Below are 18,778 nucleotides of genomic sequence, written 5' to 3' on the forward strand. Positions count from 1 at the left end.
TCAATGTTCCTTCTCGTTTGTCGCACAGGCGGGATCGCTCCTGTGATCGGGGGCTGGGGAGGCGGTGCGGCGGGCGTGGCGCTCGATGATCGGGCGCTGTTTGGCCAGGGCCCTGTCCACCAAGGCGGGCAGCAGGCCGTTGAGCCGCACAAAGAGCTTTTCCGGCCAGCCGAGCCAGCGGCGGCGTGTCTCGTTGCACAGGGCGATGACGGCCTCCTCGGCCACGTCCTGCGGGCTGTCGGTCCGGGTGCCGAGCTCGGCATTCATGGCATAAGCCGCCTCGGAGTTGAGGTGGGTACGGGTGGCGCGGGGGGCAAAGTGCAGCACCTTGATGCCGGTTCCCTCCAGCTCCCGCCCTAGGGACTCGCTGAAGCCGCGCATGGCGAACTTGCTGGCGCAATAGACGCTGTAGCCGGCAAAACCGATGGCCCCGAGGCTGGAGCCGATGTTCATGATGATGGCGGGCTTGCGCAGCCGGGGCAGCAGGGCTCGGGTGAGCTGGATGGGCGCCTCGACGTTGAGCAGCAACTGGCGTGTCACCTGCTCGCTGCTCTGATCCTCCAGCCAGGCGAACTGGTTGCAGCCCGCACTGTTGATGAGCACGTCCAGCCCCTCGTCCAGGGCCGGGTGTTGCAGCAGCTGTGCCCGCTCATGGGGAGAGCCGAGATCGGCCGTCACCGTCTGGTGGCGATCCGGATGAGGCAGCTCCCGGCGCAGGCGCTCCAGGGCGCTGGCCCGACGACCGTGCAGTAGCAGATGGGCACCCTGGGCCGCCAGTTCATGGGCCAGGGCTTCACCAATGCCGCCACTGGCGCCAGTCAGCAGTATGCGTTTGCCTTCAAGCTTCATTGGCAGGATCCCGTGAGCTGATAGAGCATGTCGCCATAGAGGCGGTAGACCACCTTGGCGGCGTGAATGATGGCGGCCTGATCGGCGGCATCTTCCACCCGGTTCATCAGGGATTCGAAGAACTTGAGGTGCTCCTGGTCCAGGGCCCCGTGTGAGCTCAGGTAGCTCATGGCCTGGGGCGGCAGACCCAGACCGCTCTTGAGCTGGTCGGCGACGGTCAGGGCGATGGCGACGCTGGTGCCTTCCAGCACCTGCACCATGCCGAAGAAGCCCATGGGGTTGCCGCGCTGGATCTGGTCGTAGAGGAAGGCCACCATCAACTCGATGGGCAGGCCCGGCTGGCCGTGGCGCACCTCCTCGGCATCACCGCCGCAGGCACGGATGTCGTTCAGGATCCACTCCTGATGGCCGTACTCCTCGTCGATGTACTCCCTGATGGCGCCACGCACCCATTCGTACTCCTGCCCCAGCTTGCCGCCGGTGGCCATCAGGAGCGGCACCGTGTGGCGCACGTGGTAGTAGGCCTGTGCCAGGAAGGCGAGGTAGGTGTCACGGCTGATGTCGCCGCGGCGGCAGGCCTCGATGATGGGGGCGTTGAACAGGCGTTCGCGCTCGCAGGCGGTGGCTTGTTGCAGGGTCTGGTAGAAGCTCATGAGGTCTCTCCTGTGAGGCATTGGCTGATCTGCCGGGAAAAATGGTGATAAATCTCGTTGCGACGGGGGCGCCCGTTGGCCGTCAGGAGGCCGGGGAGCTGATCCAGGGCGACCGGCAACCAGTGATGGATGCGGGCGTAATCGGGCAACTGCTGGTTGAGCCGGGCAATCTGCTCTGGCAATTGGGACTGGCTGCCCGGCAGCGGCTGGATAAGGGCCACGTTGGCGGGCTGACCATCACCGAAGATGACGATGCGGGCGATGGCCGGGCAGAGCTGGGCCTGGGCTTCCACCCACTCCGGGGAGAAGTTGCGGCCAAAGGCGGTGATCTGCACGTTCTTCTTGCGCCCCGTGATATGGAGATAGCCCTCCTCGTCGATCCGACCCAGATCCCCTGTGGCGATCTGGCTGCCCGTCTCGCCCTCTTCCCCCAGGTAGCCCAACATGGCGCTGCCGCTGACCATGACTTCGCCGTCTGCGGCGATCGTCACCTGGCAGTGGGGCAGAGGCAGGCCGACGCTGCCGGGACGATCCCCGTGGGGGCCGTTCAGGGCGACCACGGAGCCGCATTCGGAGAGACCGTATCCCTCGTAGACCGGCAGCCCCGCCGCACGGGCGTGAGCGATGAGTTCGGGGGCGACCTTGCCGCCGCCCACGGCGACGAAGCGCAGGGTGCCGAGCTGTGTCGCCAGGGCAGGGGTATTGAGGCACAGGGCCAGCAGCAGGCGCAGCAACTCGGGTACCAGCACCAGGCTGTGGCTGGGCCAGCGCAGCAGTGCCTGGGCCAGGGCTGCAGGATCCAGCTTGCTGGAGCCCGAGAAGCCGAGTTCCCCCAGGGAGGGGATGCGGCTGCAGGCGCCGGTCAGCAGCGGTACATACAAGCCGGTCAGGTTCTCCAGCAAGGTGGTGAGGGGCAGCAGGGTCAGGTGCTTCTCAACCCGGGCAGGGGCCACCCGCAGGGCAAGGGATCCGCAGACCGCCGTCATCTGTTCCAGCGACAGGCAGACGCCCTTGGGTTGCCCCGTGGTGCCCGAGGTATAGGTGATCTTGGCGGTGCCCGCAGGCAGCTCGGGGAGGCGGGCCGGGATGCGGCGCCACAGGGGCACGGCCTGCTCATCGGGCCTGCCTGCCATGAGCACGAGGGGCGAGGCGGCTTGCCACCCCTGGTGCTCCGGGCCGACCAGGGCGTCTGCTCCGCTGCTGTCCAGCAGCCACGTCTGCTGCGCCGGACTGAAGAAGTGGGGAACCGGGATGACCACGATGCCGGCCCAGGTGGAGGCAAGATCGATCAGCGCCCAGGGCAGGCCGTTGTCGAGTTGCAGGGCCAGGCGGCGGATGCCGGCCCCTTGCAGCACTCCTGCCAGTTGCTGGATCTGCTGCCACAGGCTCTGGTAATCCAGCTCACCCTGGCTGCCTAGCAGCGCAGGCTGGCGCGGGGTCTGGCTGGCATGGTGGGCGATGGTGTCGAACAGCGTCATTGCGCGCACCTCCTGTCGATGTCGGCATGGTTAAAAAGGCGGGGCATGGGCCCCAGCAGGTTGAGCAGCAGGCTGCTCTGTGCGAGCACCTCGCGCCCCTGGTTGATGTCGCCTGCCATCACCTTGGGCTGGCAGCGGTAGTATTCGCCCCAGGCGCTGGCATCCTCTCCCACCTGATGGGCCTGGGCGGGGGCCAGCTCCACCGGGTTGAGACGCAGGCGGGTAAAGCTGTTGCGCAGCTTGGCGGTGCCGGTGAACACCACGTAGTCCAGGGCGTTGTCACACAGCAGACGGCACAGCGCGGCAAACATCAGGCGGGCGTGACCCGGTTCGCTGCAGGCAAGATTGCCCACTTCGATGATGCGGTGGCGGGCCGGACGGACCCCGAGACGGGTCTCGATGGCGGCCTCGACAGGCTGCTCCAGATATTGCTCCAGATAGAGCGGTTGCTCGTGCTCGCCATGGCAGGCCTGATTGAGGCCGCAGGCACCGACCAGCACGCCATCTGCCCGGTAGAGCCCGAGCAGGCAGGGCAGAAAATGGGGAATGCGGGCGTTGAACTCGAGGGTGTAGGCGGCCTGGATATAGGTTTGCAGCGCCATGACCTGCTGCGGGGATTCGGCCAGGATCAACCGGTAGGGGGCTTGGATCTCGATGGTCATGGTTGGCTCCTTCTCTTGCGATGGGATGAGAGTAAAAGGGCAAACTTAAGAAACCCTTAAGGCGCAAAAAAAGACGAAAAAAACTGGCGGGGGGTGAACGGGGGTCGATGGGGGCACCAGACAAAACAGTTGCCAGCAGCGGGCGTGGCAGGCAATCTGCCCCGCTGTCGCCACCCGAGGAGCTGCCATGTCATCCCCTGTTCACTGTCCCCTGTGTCTCTCCCCTCGGCACCATGCCCTGCCGGTGGCGGGCAAGGGCTATTACCGCTGCCTGGCGTGCGAGCTGGTCTGGATGGACGAGGCGGACCACCTGGACGAGGGGGCCGAGAAGGCGGTCTATGACGGGCACGACAACCGGGTGGACGATCCCCGCTACCGGGCCTTTCTGATGCGTGCCTTTGGCGAGGTGCTGGCCCGGGTGTCGCCTCCTGCCTGCGGCCTCGATTTTGGCTGCGGCCCCGGGCCTGCCCTCATCGCCATGGGGCGGGAGGCGGGCTTCGAGATGGCGGGCTACGACAAGTTCTATGCCGACGACCCCGAGTGCCTGACAAGGCAATACGACTTCATCACCAGCACCGAGGTGATAGAGCACATCGCCACCCCCCGCGCCGTGCTGGACACGCTCTGGGGCTGTCTCAAGCCCGGCGGGGTGCTGGTGTTGCAGACCCAGCGGGTGCTGGGGGACGAGCGCTTCAAGACCTGGCGCTATCGCCACGATCCCACCCACATCGTCTTCTTCGCCGAGGCCTCGTTCCGTGCCCTGGCGGTCCGCTGGCAGGCAGAGGTCGAGTTTCCTCATGCGGATGTGGCGGTGTTCACCAAACCCTGAGCCGGGCGTTTTCATTTGGCCATGAGTTGGGCATGCTGGTGGCCTGATACCCAGGAACGGATGCCCCTATCTCCATGTCGATCCCCCACCTCTCATTGCAAGACGCCCGCCACCTGCAACTGGCGGCCCAGGGGCTGCTGACCCCGCGCCGCGCCAGAGCAACCCCCGCCGACCTGCTTGCCTGCATTCGCGGCATGGCGTTGCTGCAGATAGACACCATCTCCGTTGTGGCCCGCAGCCCCTATCTGGTGCTGTTCAGCCGCCTTGGCCACTACGATCCGCGCTGGCTGGAACAACTGCTGGCCGATGGTGACCTCTTCGAATATTGGGCCCATGAGGCCTGTTTCGTCCCCCGGGAAGATTTCCGGCTGCTGCGCCATCGCATGCTGGATCCCGCCGCCATGGGCTGGAAGTTCTCCGCCCAGTGGCTCAAGACCCACGGCGGCGAGATAGCGCAGATAGTCGAGCGCATACGCCAGAATGGCCCGGTGCGGGCGGCAGACTTCGAGCGCAAGGGGGACAAGGGCAACGGCTGGTGGGACTGGAAGCCGGAGAAGCGCCATCTGGAGGTGCTGTTTACCGCAGGTCAGCTGATGGTGCGCGAACGGCGCAATTTCCAGCGGGTCTACGATCTCGCCGAGCGGGTCATGCCGGAGTGGAACGACGAGCGGGATCTGCCGAGTCCTGATCTCGCCCGGCGGGACATGGTGCGAGCCAGTTGCCGGGCGCTGGGGCTGGTCAAGACCGGCTGGGTGGCGGATTACTATCGCCTTAAACGGGGGAAATACGACGCCCTGCTCCACCAGATGGCGGATGAGGGGGAGCTGTTGCCGGTTCGAGTGGAGGGGTGGCAGCACGGAGCCTTCGTTCACGCCTCCCTGGCCGATGAGCTGGTCCGGGCCCAGGCGGGCACCCTCAAGGCGAGCCACACCGCCGTGCTCTCGCCCTTTGACCCGCTGGTGTGGGATCGCAAGCGGGCCAGCGAGTTGTTTGGCTTTGACTATCGCATCGAGTGCTATACCCCGGCCCCCAAGCGCCAGTACGGTTATTTCGTGCTGCCGTTGCTGCATCGCGGCAAGCTGGTGGGCAGGATGGACGCCAAGGCCCATCGCAAGGAGGGGGTGTTCGAGGTCAAGAGCCTCTATCTGGAGCAAGGGGTCAGGATCACCCAGAGCCTGGCCCAGGATCTGGGCAAGGCCATCCAGAAGCTGGCGGAGTGGCACCAGACCCCGCTGCTGCGTTATGGCAACGTTCCTGCTCCCTTGTTGGCTCAATGGCAGGAGGTGGCACGCTGAGGAAGGACGCCTACCCTCGCATCAAGCCGGGCAGGACCAGGGCTACGGCGGCGGCGATGCGCGCGCGGATGTCGCTGCCCGGCGCCAGCAAGCCGAGCGCCATCTGGCGCAGCGGCTCCGCCATGGTCATCGCCAGCAGCAGGTCGCTGGTTTGGGCGGTGTCCAGCTCGCGCAGCCAGCCCAGTTGCTGCTGGCGCTGTAGCCACGCCGCCAGCGTCGCTCTGCCGCGGGCAATGCCGTTCTCCTGATAGGCCGCCAGCAGGGCATCGCGCCCCGCGAACTCATGCTGCAGCAGTCGGAACATGCCCACCGCCGGTGCGCTCAGCACCTGGCTGGCAATGGCTTGCAAGCCCTGCACCAGCATCTCTCCCAGTACCTCGGGGTGGGTTGCATCCTGCTCGAAGGCCGGTTGAAAGGCATCGGTCCAGCTGCGCACCGCCTGCGCTACCAGCTCGTCGCGATTGGCGGCGAAGCGGTAGAGGGTCTTCTTGGCAACCCCCGCCTCTTTGGCCACCGCATCCACGGTCGCAGCGCCGTAGCCCCCCTTGAGCAACAAGGTCAGCGTCGCCTCGGCGAGGGCGGCGCGAAGGTCGGCTTCCGGGGTGACCGGACGGCCTCGTGAGCGTGTTTCTTCATCGTTCTGGTGCGACATATGGGCTCCTGGAAAGCATTGACAGACCCAGCATACAGGCATAGCGTAATTTAAGAAACGAACTTCGTTTCCTAAATTTATGGGAGTCATATCATGCATCCTTCTGCCCTGTTTGCCCCTTGGGGCGTCAATGACATCAATGAGTTGCTCAGTCCGCAACCCCTTCGCCTGGAAATGGGTCTGACCCGCAGCACCGACGGCCTGCTGACGGTCGCCATCCGCACCGATCTGCACGGTTGCAAGGGGCGCATGCTGGATTGGTGGTTCACCTTCTTCGAGACGACCCAGCACATCAGGTGGTGGCACCCCCACGATCATGTCGAGCACCGGGGCTGGGATCATCACTGGAAAAAAGGGGAGCGCTATGTGGGAGCCAGCATAGAGGCGGTGGAGTGGCTTGCCGAGCTGCCGCCGGTGGCAGCTCGCCTCAAGTTCCACGGTGCCGAAGAGGTGTTCGCCCCGCAATCGCTACACGAGGCGCGGGAGACGCAGGCTCTCTCTGCCGCCATCTGCGCCCGTATCGGCTTTGGCAACGAGGTGGCGCTGGATGACAACGGTGCGCCGCTGGATGGCGAGATGCTGCACCTGGCGCGCGATACCCCCTATGGCTGTGTGCTGCGCAGTCGTTTTCTGCTGGGCAAAGCCTGCGCCAACCCGTTTGACGAGGTGCCGGACGAGATAGGCTTCAACCTGATGCGCCACTGCTACAGCGAGTTCAGTTATCTGGCGCAGTTTCTGCCGTCGCTCTACTACGCGGAAAACGGCCGTGAACCGGCACCGCGACTCTGGTGACGGATGCCGAACGAGCGCGCAGGCCAGCTGCCGGGTGGAGATGAACCGCGGAAGATGGTCATAAAAAAACCGGGCACTGGGCCCGGTTTGTCATGCAGTCAGGATGTGCTTACTGGAGCACCAGTACCATCAGCAGGCCGACGGTGATGGCGGACACCAGGAAGGCGAAGCCATAGAACACATAGTGGTGCAGCTTGGTGGTGTGGATCCCCAAGTCATGCAGGCCGTGGTAGATGCGGTGCATGCCGTGCCAGACGGGCAGGGCGATGATGACCAGCAGGATGCAGGCACCCCACCAGGAGCTGGCGAATGCCAGCACGCGCTCGTAGCTCATGGTCTCCACGTCCATGATGCCCATGGGCACCAGCAGACCGGTGATGAGGACAATGACCGGCAGCAGCATGGCAACCACCATGCCACCCGCACCAAACAGACCCCAGTAAATTGGCTCGTCAGAACGTCTCATATTTTTTCCTCAAATCATGATTGAGTGATCGTGGCCAACGTTTCTGAGTGAGAGCCCGGTACCAAACAGACACCAATAACCGGGTTCGTCAGAACGTCTTATGGTTTTCTCCTCAGGCCACGATGATCAGGACAAGCAGGGATACCGCCGCCAGCGCCACATACTGGGCGATGACGATCGGCTTCTCCGGCACCAGGTCTTCGCCACGGAAGATGCGCATGGCTTTCGGGGCCAGGGCGAACCAGGTCTTGGCGTGGAACAGGCAGGCAGCCAGGGCGATGACGTGAAACAGGATGGCAATGGGGCTCTGCAGGGATTCCAGCCAGCCGTTGAATGCCTCCTGACCCTGTACCAGGCGCAGCAGACCCCACATCAGCACGACGGCGTAGATGGAGACGAAGATGCTGGTGCCTTCGCGGATCATGTAACCGGTGTAGAAGGCATTCTTCAGCCACCAGTCTTTCTTCATCTCGCGCACGTAAGGCTTACGTTTGCTTTGGGTGTTGTTCATGGTCTCACTCCTGGTCTCAATCCGGCTTGAACATGGCGATCATGTAGTCCTTGGCGCTCTCGACCTTGCCAAGCTGGATGGCGGCGGCCGGATCCACGCCTTTCGGGCACACTTCGGAGCAGTAGCCCACGAAGGTACAGCCCCAGACGCCTTCGTCCTGGCTGATGATCTTCATCCGCTCCCTGGACGCGCTGTCGCGGTTGTCGGCGTTGTAGCGATAGGCCAGCGCCAGTGCTGCCGGACCGGTGAACTTCTTGTTGATGCCATATTGCGGGCAGGCCGCGTAGCACAGACCGCAGTTGATGCACATGGAGAACTGGTGATACTTCGCCATGTCAGCCGGCGTCTGGGTGTACTCGCCATCACACAGGCTGCGCGGCTCGGACGGGATGATGTAGGGCTTGATGCTCTCCAGCTTCTCGATGAAGTCGGACATGTCGACCACCAGATCGCGCTCGATGGGGAAGTTGTTGAGCGGTTCGATAGTCATCTTGCCCGGCAGGTAATCCCGCAGGAAGGTCTTGCAACCGAGTTTCGGAATGCCGTTGACCATCATGCCGCAGGAGCCGCAGATCGCCATCCGGCAGGACCAGCGGAAGCTCAAGGTAGAGTCCAGATGATCCTTGATGTATTGCAGCGCATCCAGCAGGGACATCTCTTTGAGGTAGGGCACCTGGAAGGTCTGCATCCAGGGCTCGTTATCCTGCTCGGGACGGTAGCGCAGGATTTCAATTTCGATCATCTCAGCCATTCTTCTTAGCCTCGTCTTGTTTCTCACCCTCGGAACCGTACACGCGCTTGGCCGGTTGGGATTTAGTGATCTTCACATCGGAATAGTCGATGGTCGGGGCCCCTTCGTCGTTGTAGAAGGAGAGAGTGTGCTTGAGGAAGTTGACGTCATCGCGCTCCTCGTAACCGTCCAGACGCTGGTGGGAACCGCGGGACTCTTTGCGGTTGATTGCGGAGTGCGCCATGGCTTCCGCCACGTCCAGCATGTAGCCCAGCTCGATGGCGTACAGCAGGTCGGTGTTGAAGACCGAGGACTTGTCGTTGATCTTGATCTTTTTGTAACGGGCTTTCAGCTCGTTGATCTTGTCGATGGTGCCCTGCATCAGCTCTTCGGTACGGTAGATACCGACACCGGCTTCCATGGACATGCCCAGTTCGTTGCGGATATCCGCCGGGTTTTCGGTGCCGTCGATGTCCAGCAGGGAGAGGTGCTGCTTGATGAGCGCCTCGGCCTTGGCGACCAGCGCCTGGGTGTTGCCGTGTTGCTGAGTGGCGGCAAACTCGGCTGCCTGCTCACCGGCCACCTTGCCGAAGACCACGATCTCGGACAGGGAGTTGGAACCCAGACGGTTGGCGCCGTGCAGACCGACGGAGGCACATTCGCCAGCGGCATAGAGACCGGCCAGACGAGTGGCGCACTTGCCGTCAGTTTCTATGCCACCCATGGTGTAGTGGGCGGTCGGACGTACCGGAATCGGCTCTTTCACCGGATCCACACCCACATAGGCCTTGGCCAGTTCGCAGATGAAGGGCAGACGCTCTTTCAGGTACTTCTCTCCAAGGTGGCGCAGGTCGAGGTGAACCACGTCGCCCATCGGGCCCTGGATCACGCGGCCTTTTTGCTGCTCCTGCCAGAAGGCCTGGGAGAGACGGTCGCGCGGACCCAGCTCCATGTGCTTGTTCTTCGGCTGGCCGACCGGGGTTTCCGGGCCCAGACCGTAATCTTGCAGGTAGCGATAGCCATCCTTGTTGAGCAGGATGCCACCCTCACCACGACAACCTTCGGTCATCAGGATGCCGGTGCCCGGCAGACCGGTCGGGTGATACTGGACGAACTCCATGTCCCGCAGCGGTACGCCGTGGCGGTAGGCCAGGGCCATGCCGTCACCGGTGACGATGCCACCGTTGGTGTTGTAGCGATAGACACGACCAGCGCCGCCGGTGGCCAGCACCACGGACTTGGCCTGGATGAAGCGGGTGATGCCGTTCTGGATGTCAAAGGTGACGACACCCTGGACGCGGCCATCTTCCACGATGAGATCCAGACAGAAGTGCTCGTCGAAGCGCTTGATGGTCGGGTACTTGATGGAGGTCTGGAACAGGGTGTGCAGGATGTGGAAGCCGGACTTGTCGGCGGCGAACCAGGTGCGGGGGATCTTCATCCCGCCGAAACGGCGCACGTTGGCCTTGCCATCCGGTTTGCGGCTCCAGGGGCAACCCCAGTGCTCCAGCTGGATCATCTCGTTGGTGGCGTTGTTGACGAAGTACTCGACCACGTCCTGCTCACACAACCAGTCACCACCGGAGACGGTGTCGTTGAAGTGGTTTTCCAGGGAGTCGTCATCACGGACGACGCCTGCGGCGCCACCTTCGGCGGCCACTGTGTGGCTGCGCATCGGATAGACCTTGGAGATCAGGGCGATCTCCAGCTCCGGGTGGGCTTCTGCAATGGCGATTGCGGCACGCAGGCCACCGCCACCGGCACCGATGATGGCAACATCGGTCTTGATAATATCCACATCTGCCTCCTTAGGGATAGATTTGCTGGGCACGATTTTGCTCTATGAAAAAAATTCAGGCTTGATGCAAGTCAAACTGCTTTGTTTTAGTGCTTGGCAACGGTGATTTTTATTACAACCACCCCATTCCTTGGATGAAAATGCCGTCATTATCGCCATCCATCAGTGATCTGGATCAGCCGTACTCGCTACTCTGGTGATTTTAACTCCAAGATTATACGTAGTTTTCTTTCAAAAAAATGAGAAATGCCTCTCTTTTTGGGTATTACCCATAAAGTTTTTAAGTTTTTTATCAAAACAGTTTAATGATAACTATTATCACGATGACATATCGAGGTTAGGCATCAAAAAAGTAATGCGAATATAGCCATGACAGACTGGGCCCGTCTCCCACACATGGGAAAAAAGAGATGTCGATCACAGGGTTGAGGGTCTCGAAAGGGGATTATAACCGTTGAAACAAAAAGGGTTTATAAAAAAAGGGGCCTGAACGGCCCCTTTCTTCCCATGGTCGATCAGATGCGGAACATGCCGACCTGATTATTCAATTCACCTGAAATATTTTTAAGCTGGGCCGACAGATTGCGGGAGCTGTCCGCATCCACTGCCAGCTCGTCCGAGACATCCTTGACCGCCTGGATGTTGCGGCTCACCTCGTCGGTGACGGCACGCTGTTCCTCGGCGGCGCTGGAGATCTGGGTCGCCATGTCGGAGATCTGGTTGATGGAGGTGGTGATCTGCTCCAGCGCCTGGGTCGCATCGTTGGCATCTTCCACGCTGTTCTGGGCCAGCAGCTGACCCTCGTGCATGGTACTGACGGCGCCCTGGGTGTTGCGCTGCAGGGTCTCGATCATGCTGCGGATCTCGACGGTGGAGCTGTGGGTGCGCTGGGAAAGCACCCGCACCTCGTCGGCCACCACGGCAAAGCCGCGTCCCTGCTCGCCAGCCCGGGCGGCCTCGATGGCGGCGTTGAGCGCCAGCAGGTTGGTCTGCTCGGCGATGCCCTGGATGGTGGAGAGGATGGTGTTGATCTCCTGGGCGTTCTTCTCCAGTTCCTGAATGATGCCGGAGGCCTGCTTGACCTGGGTGGCGAGATCCGTGATGGAGCGCTGGTTGCGGGCAATCACCTGCTTGCCGTGCTCGCAACTGCTGGAGGAGCTGCGGGCCGCTTCCGCGGTCTGCTCGGCGTTGCTGGCCACTTCGACGGCGGTGGCGGACATCTCGTGCACTGCGGTCGCAATCTGGGAGATCTCGTTTTGCTGGCGGGCCAGCCCCTGGTTGGATTTCTCCGCCATGTCGTGGGAAGACCTGGCCTGCTGGTTGAGCTGGGTGGAGGAGTTGGAGATGTCCTGCACCATGACGTGGATGCGCTCGATGAAGGTGTTGACGTGCTTGGCGACGGTACCGACCTCGTCTTCACGCTCGATCTTGATGCGACGGGTGAGATCGCCGTTGCCGCGGGAGAGATCGGCAATTGCCTCGCCCAGGGTTTTCAGCGGCGCCAGGGAGCCGTTGATGGCGACATAGGAGAAGCCCGCCACGATGAGGATGGTCAGCAATCCCTGAATGAGGGCGGAGGTGACCATGCGGGAGACGGACTGGTAGGCGACCGCTTCATCCACCACGATGCCGAAATACCAGTTGGTGTTGGGGATCTCGGTGAGGTCGAACACGCTCGCCTTGCCGCTGATATCCATCTCGGAGATGGTGTTGTCATGGGCCAGCTCGTTGACCTTGGCTGCCGTCAGTTCCGGAGAGATGGCGGTGGCGGGTTTGAGGGTCAGATCCTTGTCCGGGTGGGCGATGATGGTGCCGTTGCTGTCCACCAGAATGGCATAGGTGCCTTCCGAGTTCATGGCAAGCACGTCTTTCACCAGACCGTCGATGGAGACGTCACCGGCGATGACGCCGTCGGTGTTGCCGCGACTGAAGGGCTCGGCGATGGTGATGATGAGCTGGCCGGTGGTGATGTCGGCATAGGGAGCCGTGATGGCGAGCTTGCCGGCGGCCATGGCGTCCTTGTACCAGGGGCGCTGACGCGGATCATAGCCGGCCGGCAGATCGGTCGGCTTGCTCTGGATCATCCGGCCATCCTTGGTGCCCACGTAGACGAGATCGAAGTTGCCCGCATTCATGGACTGGGCCAGGTGGCTGAGGGGCTCGTCTTCCTTGGCGAAGGCTTCCTTGGTGGCGGTGACGAGATTGATGCGGGCGTCGAGCCAGCGGGAGATCCCCTTGACGTTGGCGACCGAGCTGTCGTCGATGAAGCTCCAGATCAGCCGCTGGGTTTCACTGCGCAACTGGGAGGTGTTGTACCAGACCTGCAGGCCGGTGATGACCAGAATGATGGCCCCGATGGAGAGGACCAGCTTGTTCTTGATGGATAGGTTCATGTTTACATCCTTGTGAGCGTCAGTCAGAGATCCATGGTGTTTGTTATTGTTATGAGCCAACTCTGTATCGGCTGGCTATGGACTTTATGTATCCCGGTGCACCGCATTTTTTCAATTCTTTTCACCTCCTTGTGGCCTGCCAGGCCGCGCCGATACTCAGCTGAATCGATCTGGCCGGTTGGTGAAGATGCCATCGACACCCATGCTGGCGAGGGCGCTCCCATCACTCACTTCGTCGACCGTGTAGACCAGGATCTTGAGCCCCCGGCGATGGGCATCCGCCACCAGGGTCTCGTCGACGAAATCCACGTCGCAGTTCAGTGACCAGGCCCCCAGCGTCTCGGCGAAGGCGGCGCCGTCGAGGGGCAGGCTGGCCGTGAGGGCGCCGATCCTGATTTCCGGTCGCAGTCCTTTGAAGCGTAACAGCTCGGGATGATGAAAGGAGGAAACGATCCAGTGCGCCTGGGTAAAGCCAAGCTCGGCCTCGGCCCGCCTGGTCAGGGCGGCCACCGGCTCGGCGGTGTGGGCACCCTTGAGCTCGATGTGCAGTTCGCAGCGCCCCGCCACCAGTGCCATCACCTGCCACAGGGTCGGGATCCGCTCCTCGTCCCCCGCATCCAGGCTCGCCAGGTACTCCCGGGATTGCCCGGTCAGCACACCCTGGCCGTTGGTGCAGCGCTCCAGTCGCCGGTCGTGGAAGACCCAGAGCTCTCCGTCGGCCCACTGCACGTCCAGCTCGATGGCTTTGGCACCCAGATCCAGCGCCAGGCTCATCGCCTTGAGGGTATTCTCCGGGGCCTGGCCGCTGGCACCGCGATGGGCAATGATCTGCATGATGGCTCCTGTTGTCGTCTTTGGGGGCTTCATCCCCGGCTCATCCGGATGTCGATCTGCTGATGTGGCAGATGCATGCCGACCTGGCCGAGTTTCTCCAGGATCAGAGAATGTACCTCGTGCGTAATGGGCATCCGGTGATCCATGTTGTTGACGTAGAGCCGGATCTCGTAGATGAGGGCCGAGTCGGTGAACTCGATGAGGAACACCTCCGGGGCGGGCGTATCCAGCACCAGGGTGGACTCGCGCACGCTCTGCTCCAGCAGTTGCTGTACCTGCTTGGGATTCTGGGTCAGGCCGATGCGAATGCGCAAGCGGACCCGGGTGATGGCATCGGACAGGGACCAGTTGATGAACTGCTCGGTGATGAAGGCCTTATTGGGGACGATGATCTCTTTCCTGTCCCAGTCCACTATGGTGGTGGCGCGGGTTTTGATCTTGGTGACGGTGCCGGTGAGATCCCGGATGGTGACGGTGTCACCCAGGCGGATCGGTTTTTCGAACAGGATGATGAGGCCGGAGACGAAGTTGGCGAAGATCTCCTGCAAGCCGAAGCCCAGCCCCACGGAGAGTGCCGCCACCAGCCACTGGGTCTTGGACCAGTCGATGCCGAGCATGGAGAAGCCGGTGAGAGCGCCAATCAGCAGTACCAGGTACTTGCTCACCGTGGTGAGGGCGAAGCCGGTGCCGGGGGAGAGGCTCAGATGCTGGAGCAGGGTGAGCTCCATCAACCCTGGCAGGTTGCGGGCGGTGACCACCGTCAGGATGAAGGCGAAGACGGTCAGCATCAGATCCTGCAGGGTGATGGCGGAGAGCTGCTCGATGCCGGCCACCTTGCTGCTCACCTGCCACACCTCGATGCTGCTGAGGAAGCTGAATGCCGAGTTGAGATCCGACCATTGCACCACCACCAGCATGGTGAAGCCCAGCATCAGCAGGGTGCGCACCAGGCCGAGGGACTGGGCGCTGATGGTATCCAGATCCAGCTCGGGCTCCTCCACCACATCGGGGATCTCGGAGCTGAGATCGTCCTCTTCCCGCTCCCGCTGCGCCAGGATCTCGGCCCGCTTCTGCTTGGCGCGATCGAAGGCGAGTCGGCGGCGCTGGATCAGCATCCAGCGGTGGGCCAGATAGTAGACGAGCAGGCAGCCGAGCCCCGCCAGCAGGCTCAGCTCCAGCTGGCGCAGCAGGGTGCGGGAGGTGTAGAAGTAGCCGAACAGGGCGCCCAACACAGCCAGCAGCGGGGCCAGCATCAGGCTGTTCCAGATGAAGTGGTGCAGCAGATGGGGCTTGGTCATGTCTGCCTGACCCCAGGTGAGGGGCAGTTTTTCCCGGTTGAGGCGGGCAAAGAAGAGCAGCAGCCAGAGGGCCCCGATGATGAAGGCGAGGCGTCCCAGGGAGTCGTAGAAGGCGTGCTCCTGATAGCTGCTCGCCATGCCCTGCACGAAGAAGCTCGGGATCAGCACCAGCAGCAGGGTACGAAATTGTCCCCATACTCGCTGCACCCGCTCCTTCTGCCAGCGGAAGTGGAGGATGAGGATCCCCTTCTCCAGAGTGAGGTGGCGCGCCACCAGCAGGGCCAGCAGCAGGAACCAGATTTCACCCAGGCCCCGGGCCACCGCCACCGCGAAGGGATATTGCCAGGCGCCGTCCAGCAGGCCGTGCACCATGAGCACCATGGCGGGCAGCGGCAGGGCGGCGAGCACGGAGCGCACCAGCAACCGGCTAGTGAGGCTGAACTTGTCCTGGGTTACCTTGCCGATGCGCGGGGCAATGTACTGGCTGTATTGAATGAGGTGGCGGGCCAGTTTCAGCCAGCACCAGGCCAGCCCCAGCAGCCCGAGGCCAGCCAGGGTCAGGCTCAGGGGGTTGTTCTCGGCGATGGCCCTGGGCAGTTGCAGCCAGTTGGCCGGGTTGAAGGCAAGGCCGAGGGCGGCCGGGACGCCGAGCAGCACCGCCGGGCTCAGGGGGCGCACGTCCGGCATCCAGAACAGATGGCTGGCGCTGAGTTCGCGGATCTCGTCGATCTTGCTGTTCTGACGGCTGTAGAGCAGCTTGAGGCGGGTCTGCTCCTGAATGAGGGTGTCGGAGGCATCGTTGAGCCGGGTCAGCAGTTGCCGCCTTGCCTTGAGCAGGTTGTCCAGCACGGCGCGCTGGGCCCTGTCCAGGGTGATGCCGTCTCCACTGAGCAGGCTGTTGCGCAGCTGGACCGGATCCTTCAGGGCATCCTGCTCGGTCTCGTACTGGTATTTGGCCATACGCGCCTTGACGATGGCTGACTCCAGCCGCTCCAGCGGGAAGTAGGCGGGCAGATCGGCCAGCTTGCTGCGCAGGTTCTCGCCGTAGGCGTTGCTTATCTGCAACCACTCCAGCTGTTCGCGCACCGAATTGACCAGCTCGTTGAGCCCGGAGAGGGAGGTGTCCACCCCCCGCTGCTCGTCCTGCACCCGTTCAATCTGGTCCTCGAGGGCCCCCAGTTGGAGGGAGAGGGCCTGGTTTTGCTGCTGTTGCTCCTGCAAGAGGGGGAGGTCAGAGGTGAGCTGGCGGCGCAGGCGTTCACTCTCGGCCAGGGCCTGCTCGGTCTTGTCCCGGCGCAGCTGGTTCTGCTGGGCAAGCAGACTGGTCTGCCACTCATCCTCGTCGGTGATGGCGAGGTTGAGCTCCTGCAGCTTGAGCTTGCCCAGATCGTTGCGCTGCTGGGCGGAGAGCTGCTCCAGCTCCAGCATCTGGATCCGGTCGGAGAGGCTCTGCTCTTTGAGTCGGGTGGCCAGTTGCTGGGCCTCCTGCAACCTGTCCGACTCGTTGCTGAAGCTCAGGCGATCGAGCAGGGAGCGGGTCTGGAGCAACTGCTTGCGCAACTCGTCGACCCGCAGGTGATATTCCTGGCCCGTGCTCTCAAGCTGGTTGAGGCTGTCGGTCACCGCCTGACGCTCCTTGCGCAGGTTGAGCTGGCGGTTGCTGCTCAGGCTGATGGCCTGGCGCAGGGCATCCTCTTTGAGGGAGGAGAGGGACGGGCGGGACTGGGGCTGATAGTTGTGCAGCCCCTCCTTGAGACGGGCGGACTCCTTGGGGTAGTCGATGAGGATCTGCTGGTAGGCCTTGCCCTGTTCCCGGTAGCGCTGGGCATCCCGGGCATATTGCAGCGCCTGCTGGTAGCTCTCCCGCAGTTGCTGGTTTTCCGGGGTATCCGTCTTGGGGATGCTTTGCAGCAGCTCCTCTACCTGAGTGATGGCATCATCAGCCTGGACAGCGGAGAAGGGGAACAGGCTGAGACAGAGCATCAGACAGAGCAGGCGTTGCAACATGGCGCACGTTTCCGTTCAGGAGAAGTCGCCCTAGCCTAAAGCAGGGGCCGGGGCGGGTAAAGCCCTCAAGATGAATGATCCACGGCACAAATAACGGGTGATCTGGGTCTTGTTTGGCTATTATTCTGGCCGTTCCCCTTCATTGAGCAATTTATGTCCTCCGTCGATCTGGGCACGGCCCCCCTTTCCCGCCTCTTCTTGCGTTACGTCACCCCCACGGTGGCCGCCATGCTGGTCACCGGCATCTATGTCACCATAGACGGCATCTTCGTCGGCCATATCCTGGGCCAGGACGGGCTGGCCGGCATGATGCTGGCGTACCCCATCTGCGCCGTGCTCTACGCGGTGGGTGCCCTGATCGGCATGGGATCCTCGTCGCTGGCCTCCTTCTATCTGGGCAAGGGGGAGCAGGCCAGGGCGCGCCACATCGTCGGCAATGCCCTGGTGATGGTGCTCATCGCTTCTGCGCTGCTCGCCTTCATTGGCATTCGTTACGGCAAGGCCATGCTTGTCTGGATGGGGGCGCAGGGGGTCATCTTCGACGCAGGCTTCGCCTATCTGCAGTGGTACGCCTGGCTCGGGGTGTTCGCGGTGCTCTCCATGGCCTTTACCGCCCTGCTGCGCAACGACGGGCGACCCGGCCTCACCACCTGGATCCTGGTGGGGGGCGGCGTGCTCAACGTGCTGCTCGACTACCTGCTGATGGCGGTGATCCCCTGGGGGCTGGCGGGGGCCGCCATCGCGACCATGCTCTCCCAGGCGGTCACCGGAGGCCTGTGCCTGTGGCACTTCTTTACCCCCCGCAGCCAGTTGCGCATTCGCTGGGATACCCTGGTGCCCGACTGGCGGCTGATGGGGGAGACATTGCGACTCGGGGTGTCGAGTTTTCTGATGTACCTCTACCTCTCGGTGGTGCTGGCGCTGCACAACAAGGCGCTGCTCTCGGTGGGCACTTCGCTGCACGTTGCCGCCTATGGGGTCATCAGCTACAGCGAGGCCTTCTTCTATCTCATCTTCGAGGGGATCGCCATGGGCATCCAGCCCATCGCCAGCTTCAATGCCGGGGCGGGCAACTGGTCGCGAGTGCTGCGGGTGCGCAACCTGGCATTGGGAGTGACCATGGCGGTGGCACTGTGCGGGATGATCCCGCTGTATCTGTGGCCAGAGGCAGTGGTTTATCTGTTTGCGGGGGACAATGCTGCCCTGTTGCCGGTGGCGACCCTCGGTATCTGGCTCTACTTCTGGGGGCTGCCCATGGAAGGCTTGCTGCTGGTGGGGGCCACCTACTTCCAGGCCATCAACCGGGCCCGCATCGCTTCCCTGCTCACCGGCGGCAAGCTGGTGCTGATCGGCGGTTTCCTGTGGGGCTTCTCCTCCCTGTGGGGAGTGGCCGGTGTCTGGCTGGCGCTGCCCACTTGCAGCACTCTGCTGGTCCTGGTGATGTGGCGGGCGATGAACAGGGAGGGGCGCCAGCACAGCGCTGCCTGAGATGTGGTCATGCGTCCATGAAAAAGGCAGCCTTGGCTGCCTT

General features: G+C 62.8%; 16 protein-coding genes. 4 read left to right on the plus strand and 12 right to left on the minus strand.

Going from position 1 to position 18,778, the window contains the following annotated elements; genetic code table 11:
* Genes AB7E19_RS13165 through AB7E19_RS13180 form a run of 4 tightly spaced genes read right to left on the minus strand, consistent with a single transcriptional unit; the run spans nt 1 to nt 3,642 of the window.
* Nucleotides 1-849 (minus strand): SDR family oxidoreductase, encoded by an 849-nt coding sequence (locus tag AB7E19_RS13165; protein WP_427935554.1) that lies wholly within the window; start codon nt 847-849, stop codon nt 1-3.
* Nucleotides 846-1,502 carry a TenA family transcriptional regulator gene (locus AB7E19_RS13170; protein ID WP_042865119.1) on the minus strand — a complete coding sequence of 219 codons (657 nt, stop codon included), beginning with the start codon at nt 1,500-1,502 and terminating at the stop codon, nt 846-848. Before AB7E19_RS13170 ends, AB7E19_RS13165 begins: the two co-directional genes overlap by 4 nt.
* Nucleotides 1,499-2,980, minus strand: coding sequence for an AMP-binding protein (locus tag AB7E19_RS13175; RefSeq protein ID WP_427935557.1), 1,482 nt, complete (start codon nt 2,978-2,980; stop codon nt 1,499-1,501). Before AB7E19_RS13175 ends, AB7E19_RS13170 begins: the two co-directional genes overlap by 4 nt.
* The gene (locus tag AB7E19_RS13180; protein ID WP_042014526.1) at nt 2,977-3,642 is read right to left on the minus strand and encodes a thermostable hemolysin; all 666 of its coding nucleotides are present in this window, start codon (nt 3,640-3,642) and stop codon (nt 2,977-2,979) included. The genes AB7E19_RS13175 and AB7E19_RS13180 overlap by 4 nt, the downstream gene beginning before the upstream one ends.
* Before the next feature lie 187 nt (nt 3,643-3,829).
* Here AB7E19_RS13180 and AB7E19_RS13185 point away from each other — a divergent pair, with 187 nt between their 5' ends.
* Nucleotides 3,830-4,471 (plus strand): class I SAM-dependent methyltransferase, encoded by a 642-nt coding sequence (locus AB7E19_RS13185; protein WP_221436672.1) that lies wholly within the window; start codon nt 3,830-3,832, stop codon nt 4,469-4,471.
* 74 nt (nt 4,472-4,545) lie between these two features.
* The gene (locus AB7E19_RS13190) at nt 4,546-5,766 is read left to right on the plus strand and encodes a winged helix-turn-helix domain-containing protein (protein ID WP_427935560.1); all 1,221 of its coding nucleotides are present in this window, start codon (nt 4,546-4,548) and stop codon (nt 5,764-5,766) included.
* Nucleotides 5,767-5,776: 10 nt separating this feature from the next.
* Here AB7E19_RS13190 and AB7E19_RS13195 read toward each other — a convergent pair whose 3' ends face one another.
* The gene (locus AB7E19_RS13195; RefSeq protein ID WP_202042872.1) at nt 5,777-6,418 is read right to left on the minus strand and encodes a TetR/AcrR family transcriptional regulator; all 642 of its coding nucleotides are present in this window, start codon (nt 6,416-6,418) and stop codon (nt 5,777-5,779) included.
* A 93-nt stretch (nt 6,419-6,511) separates the two neighbouring features.
* Here AB7E19_RS13195 and AB7E19_RS13200 point away from each other — a divergent pair, with 93 nt between their 5' ends.
* Nucleotides 6,512-7,210, plus strand: coding sequence for a DAPG hydrolase family protein (locus tag AB7E19_RS13200; RefSeq protein ID WP_322131573.1), 699 nt, complete (start codon nt 6,512-6,514; stop codon nt 7,208-7,210).
* 109 nt (nt 7,211-7,319) lie between these two features.
* Here the strand turns inward: AB7E19_RS13200 and frdD are convergent, their stop codons facing one another.
* From frdD to mscM, 7 genes are all read right to left on the minus strand, one after another.
* Complete coding sequence (gene frdD, locus AB7E19_RS13205; protein WP_010673803.1) at nt 7,320-7,676, minus strand: fumarate reductase subunit FrdD; 357 nt, start codon at nt 7,674-7,676, stop codon at nt 7,320-7,322.
* A 112-nt stretch (nt 7,677-7,788) separates the two neighbouring features.
* Nucleotides 7,789-8,187, minus strand: a complete 399-nt coding sequence (locus AB7E19_RS13210; protein ID WP_049636550.1) for a fumarate reductase — start codon at nt 8,185-8,187, stop codon at nt 7,789-7,791.
* Between the two features lie 16 nt (nt 8,188-8,203).
* Complete coding sequence (locus AB7E19_RS13215) at nt 8,204-8,938, minus strand: succinate dehydrogenase/fumarate reductase iron-sulfur subunit (RefSeq protein ID WP_042065016.1); 735 nt, start codon at nt 8,936-8,938, stop codon at nt 8,204-8,206.
* Nucleotides 8,931-10,715, minus strand: coding sequence for a fumarate reductase (quinol) flavoprotein subunit (gene frdA, locus AB7E19_RS13220; RefSeq protein ID WP_069652131.1), 1,785 nt, complete (start codon nt 10,713-10,715; stop codon nt 8,931-8,933). The genes AB7E19_RS13215 and frdA overlap by 8 nt, the downstream gene beginning before the upstream one ends.
* 515 nt (nt 10,716-11,230) lie before the next feature.
* Nucleotides 11,231-13,108, minus strand: a complete 1,878-nt coding sequence (locus AB7E19_RS13225) for a methyl-accepting chemotaxis protein (protein ID WP_010673807.1) — start codon at nt 13,106-13,108, stop codon at nt 11,231-11,233.
* Between the two features lie 156 nt (nt 13,109-13,264).
* Entirely contained in the window at nt 13,265-13,942 is a 678-nt protein-coding gene (locus AB7E19_RS13230; RefSeq protein WP_427935565.1) for a glycerophosphodiester phosphodiesterase, read from the minus strand.
* A gap of 29 nt (nt 13,943-13,971) precedes the next feature.
* Nucleotides 13,972-17,247, minus strand: a complete 3,276-nt coding sequence (gene mscM, locus AB7E19_RS13235; protein WP_045525588.1) for a miniconductance mechanosensitive channel MscM — start codon at nt 17,245-17,247, stop codon at nt 13,972-13,974.
* 153 nt (nt 17,248-17,400) lie between these two features.
* Between mscM and AB7E19_RS13240 the strand changes: the two genes are divergently transcribed.
* Nucleotides 17,401-18,735 carry an MATE family efflux transporter gene (locus tag AB7E19_RS13240; RefSeq protein ID WP_052814495.1) on the plus strand — a complete coding sequence of 445 codons (1,335 nt, stop codon included), beginning with the start codon at nt 17,401-17,403 and terminating at the stop codon, nt 18,733-18,735.
* Nucleotides 18,736-18,778 lie beyond the last annotated feature (43 nt).

The sequence above is a fragment of the Aeromonas sp. genome (assembly GCF_050252055.1).
Lineage (GTDB): Bacteria > Pseudomonadota > Gammaproteobacteria > Enterobacterales > Aeromonadaceae > Aeromonas > Aeromonas caviae.

Coding starts and splice junctions, on each gene's coding strand:
- AB7E19_RS13165 (WP_427935554.1), bottom strand. CDS start 849: ATGAAGCTTGAAGGCAAACGCATACTGCTGACTGGCGCCAGTGGCGGC.
- AB7E19_RS13170 (WP_042865119.1), bottom strand. CDS start 1,502: ATGAGCTTCTACCAGACCCTGCAACAAGCCACCGCCTGCGAGCGCGAA.
- AB7E19_RS13175 (WP_427935557.1), bottom strand. CDS start 2,980: ATGACGCTGTTCGACACCATCGCCCACCATGCCAGCCAGACCCCGCGC.
- AB7E19_RS13180 (WP_042014526.1), bottom strand. CDS start 3,642: ATGACCATCGAGATCCAAGCCCCCTACCGGTTGATCCTGGCCGAATCC.
- AB7E19_RS13185 (WP_221436672.1), top strand. CDS start 3,830: ATGTCATCCCCTGTTCACTGTCCCCTGTGTCTCTCCCCTCGGCACCAT.
- AB7E19_RS13190 (WP_427935560.1), top strand. CDS start 4,546: ATGTCGATCCCCCACCTCTCATTGCAAGACGCCCGCCACCTGCAACTG.
- AB7E19_RS13195 (WP_202042872.1), bottom strand. CDS start 6,418: ATGTCGCACCAGAACGATGAAGAAACACGCTCACGAGGCCGTCCGGTC.
- AB7E19_RS13200 (WP_322131573.1), top strand. CDS start 6,512: ATGCATCCTTCTGCCCTGTTTGCCCCTTGGGGCGTCAATGACATCAAT.
- frdD (WP_010673803.1), bottom strand. CDS start 7,676: ATGAGACGTTCTGACGAGCCAATTTACTGGGGTCTGTTTGGTGCGGGT.
- AB7E19_RS13210 (WP_049636550.1), bottom strand. CDS start 8,187: ATGAACAACACCCAAAGCAAACGTAAGCCTTACGTGCGCGAGATGAAG.
- AB7E19_RS13215 (WP_042065016.1), bottom strand. CDS start 8,938: ATGGCTGAGATGATCGAAATTGAAATCCTGCGCTACCGTCCCGAGCAG.
- AB7E19_RS13225 (WP_010673807.1), bottom strand. CDS start 13,108: ATGAACCTATCCATCAAGAACAAGCTGGTCCTCTCCATCGGGGCCATC.
- AB7E19_RS13230 (WP_427935565.1), bottom strand. CDS start 13,942: ATGCAGATCATTGCCCATCGCGGTGCCAGCGGCCAGGCCCCGGAGAAT.
- mscM (WP_045525588.1), bottom strand. CDS start 17,247: ATGTTGCAACGCCTGCTCTGTCTGATGCTCTGTCTCAGCCTGTTCCCC.
- AB7E19_RS13240 (WP_052814495.1), top strand. CDS start 17,401: ATGTCCTCCGTCGATCTGGGCACGGCCCCCCTTTCCCGCCTCTTCTTG.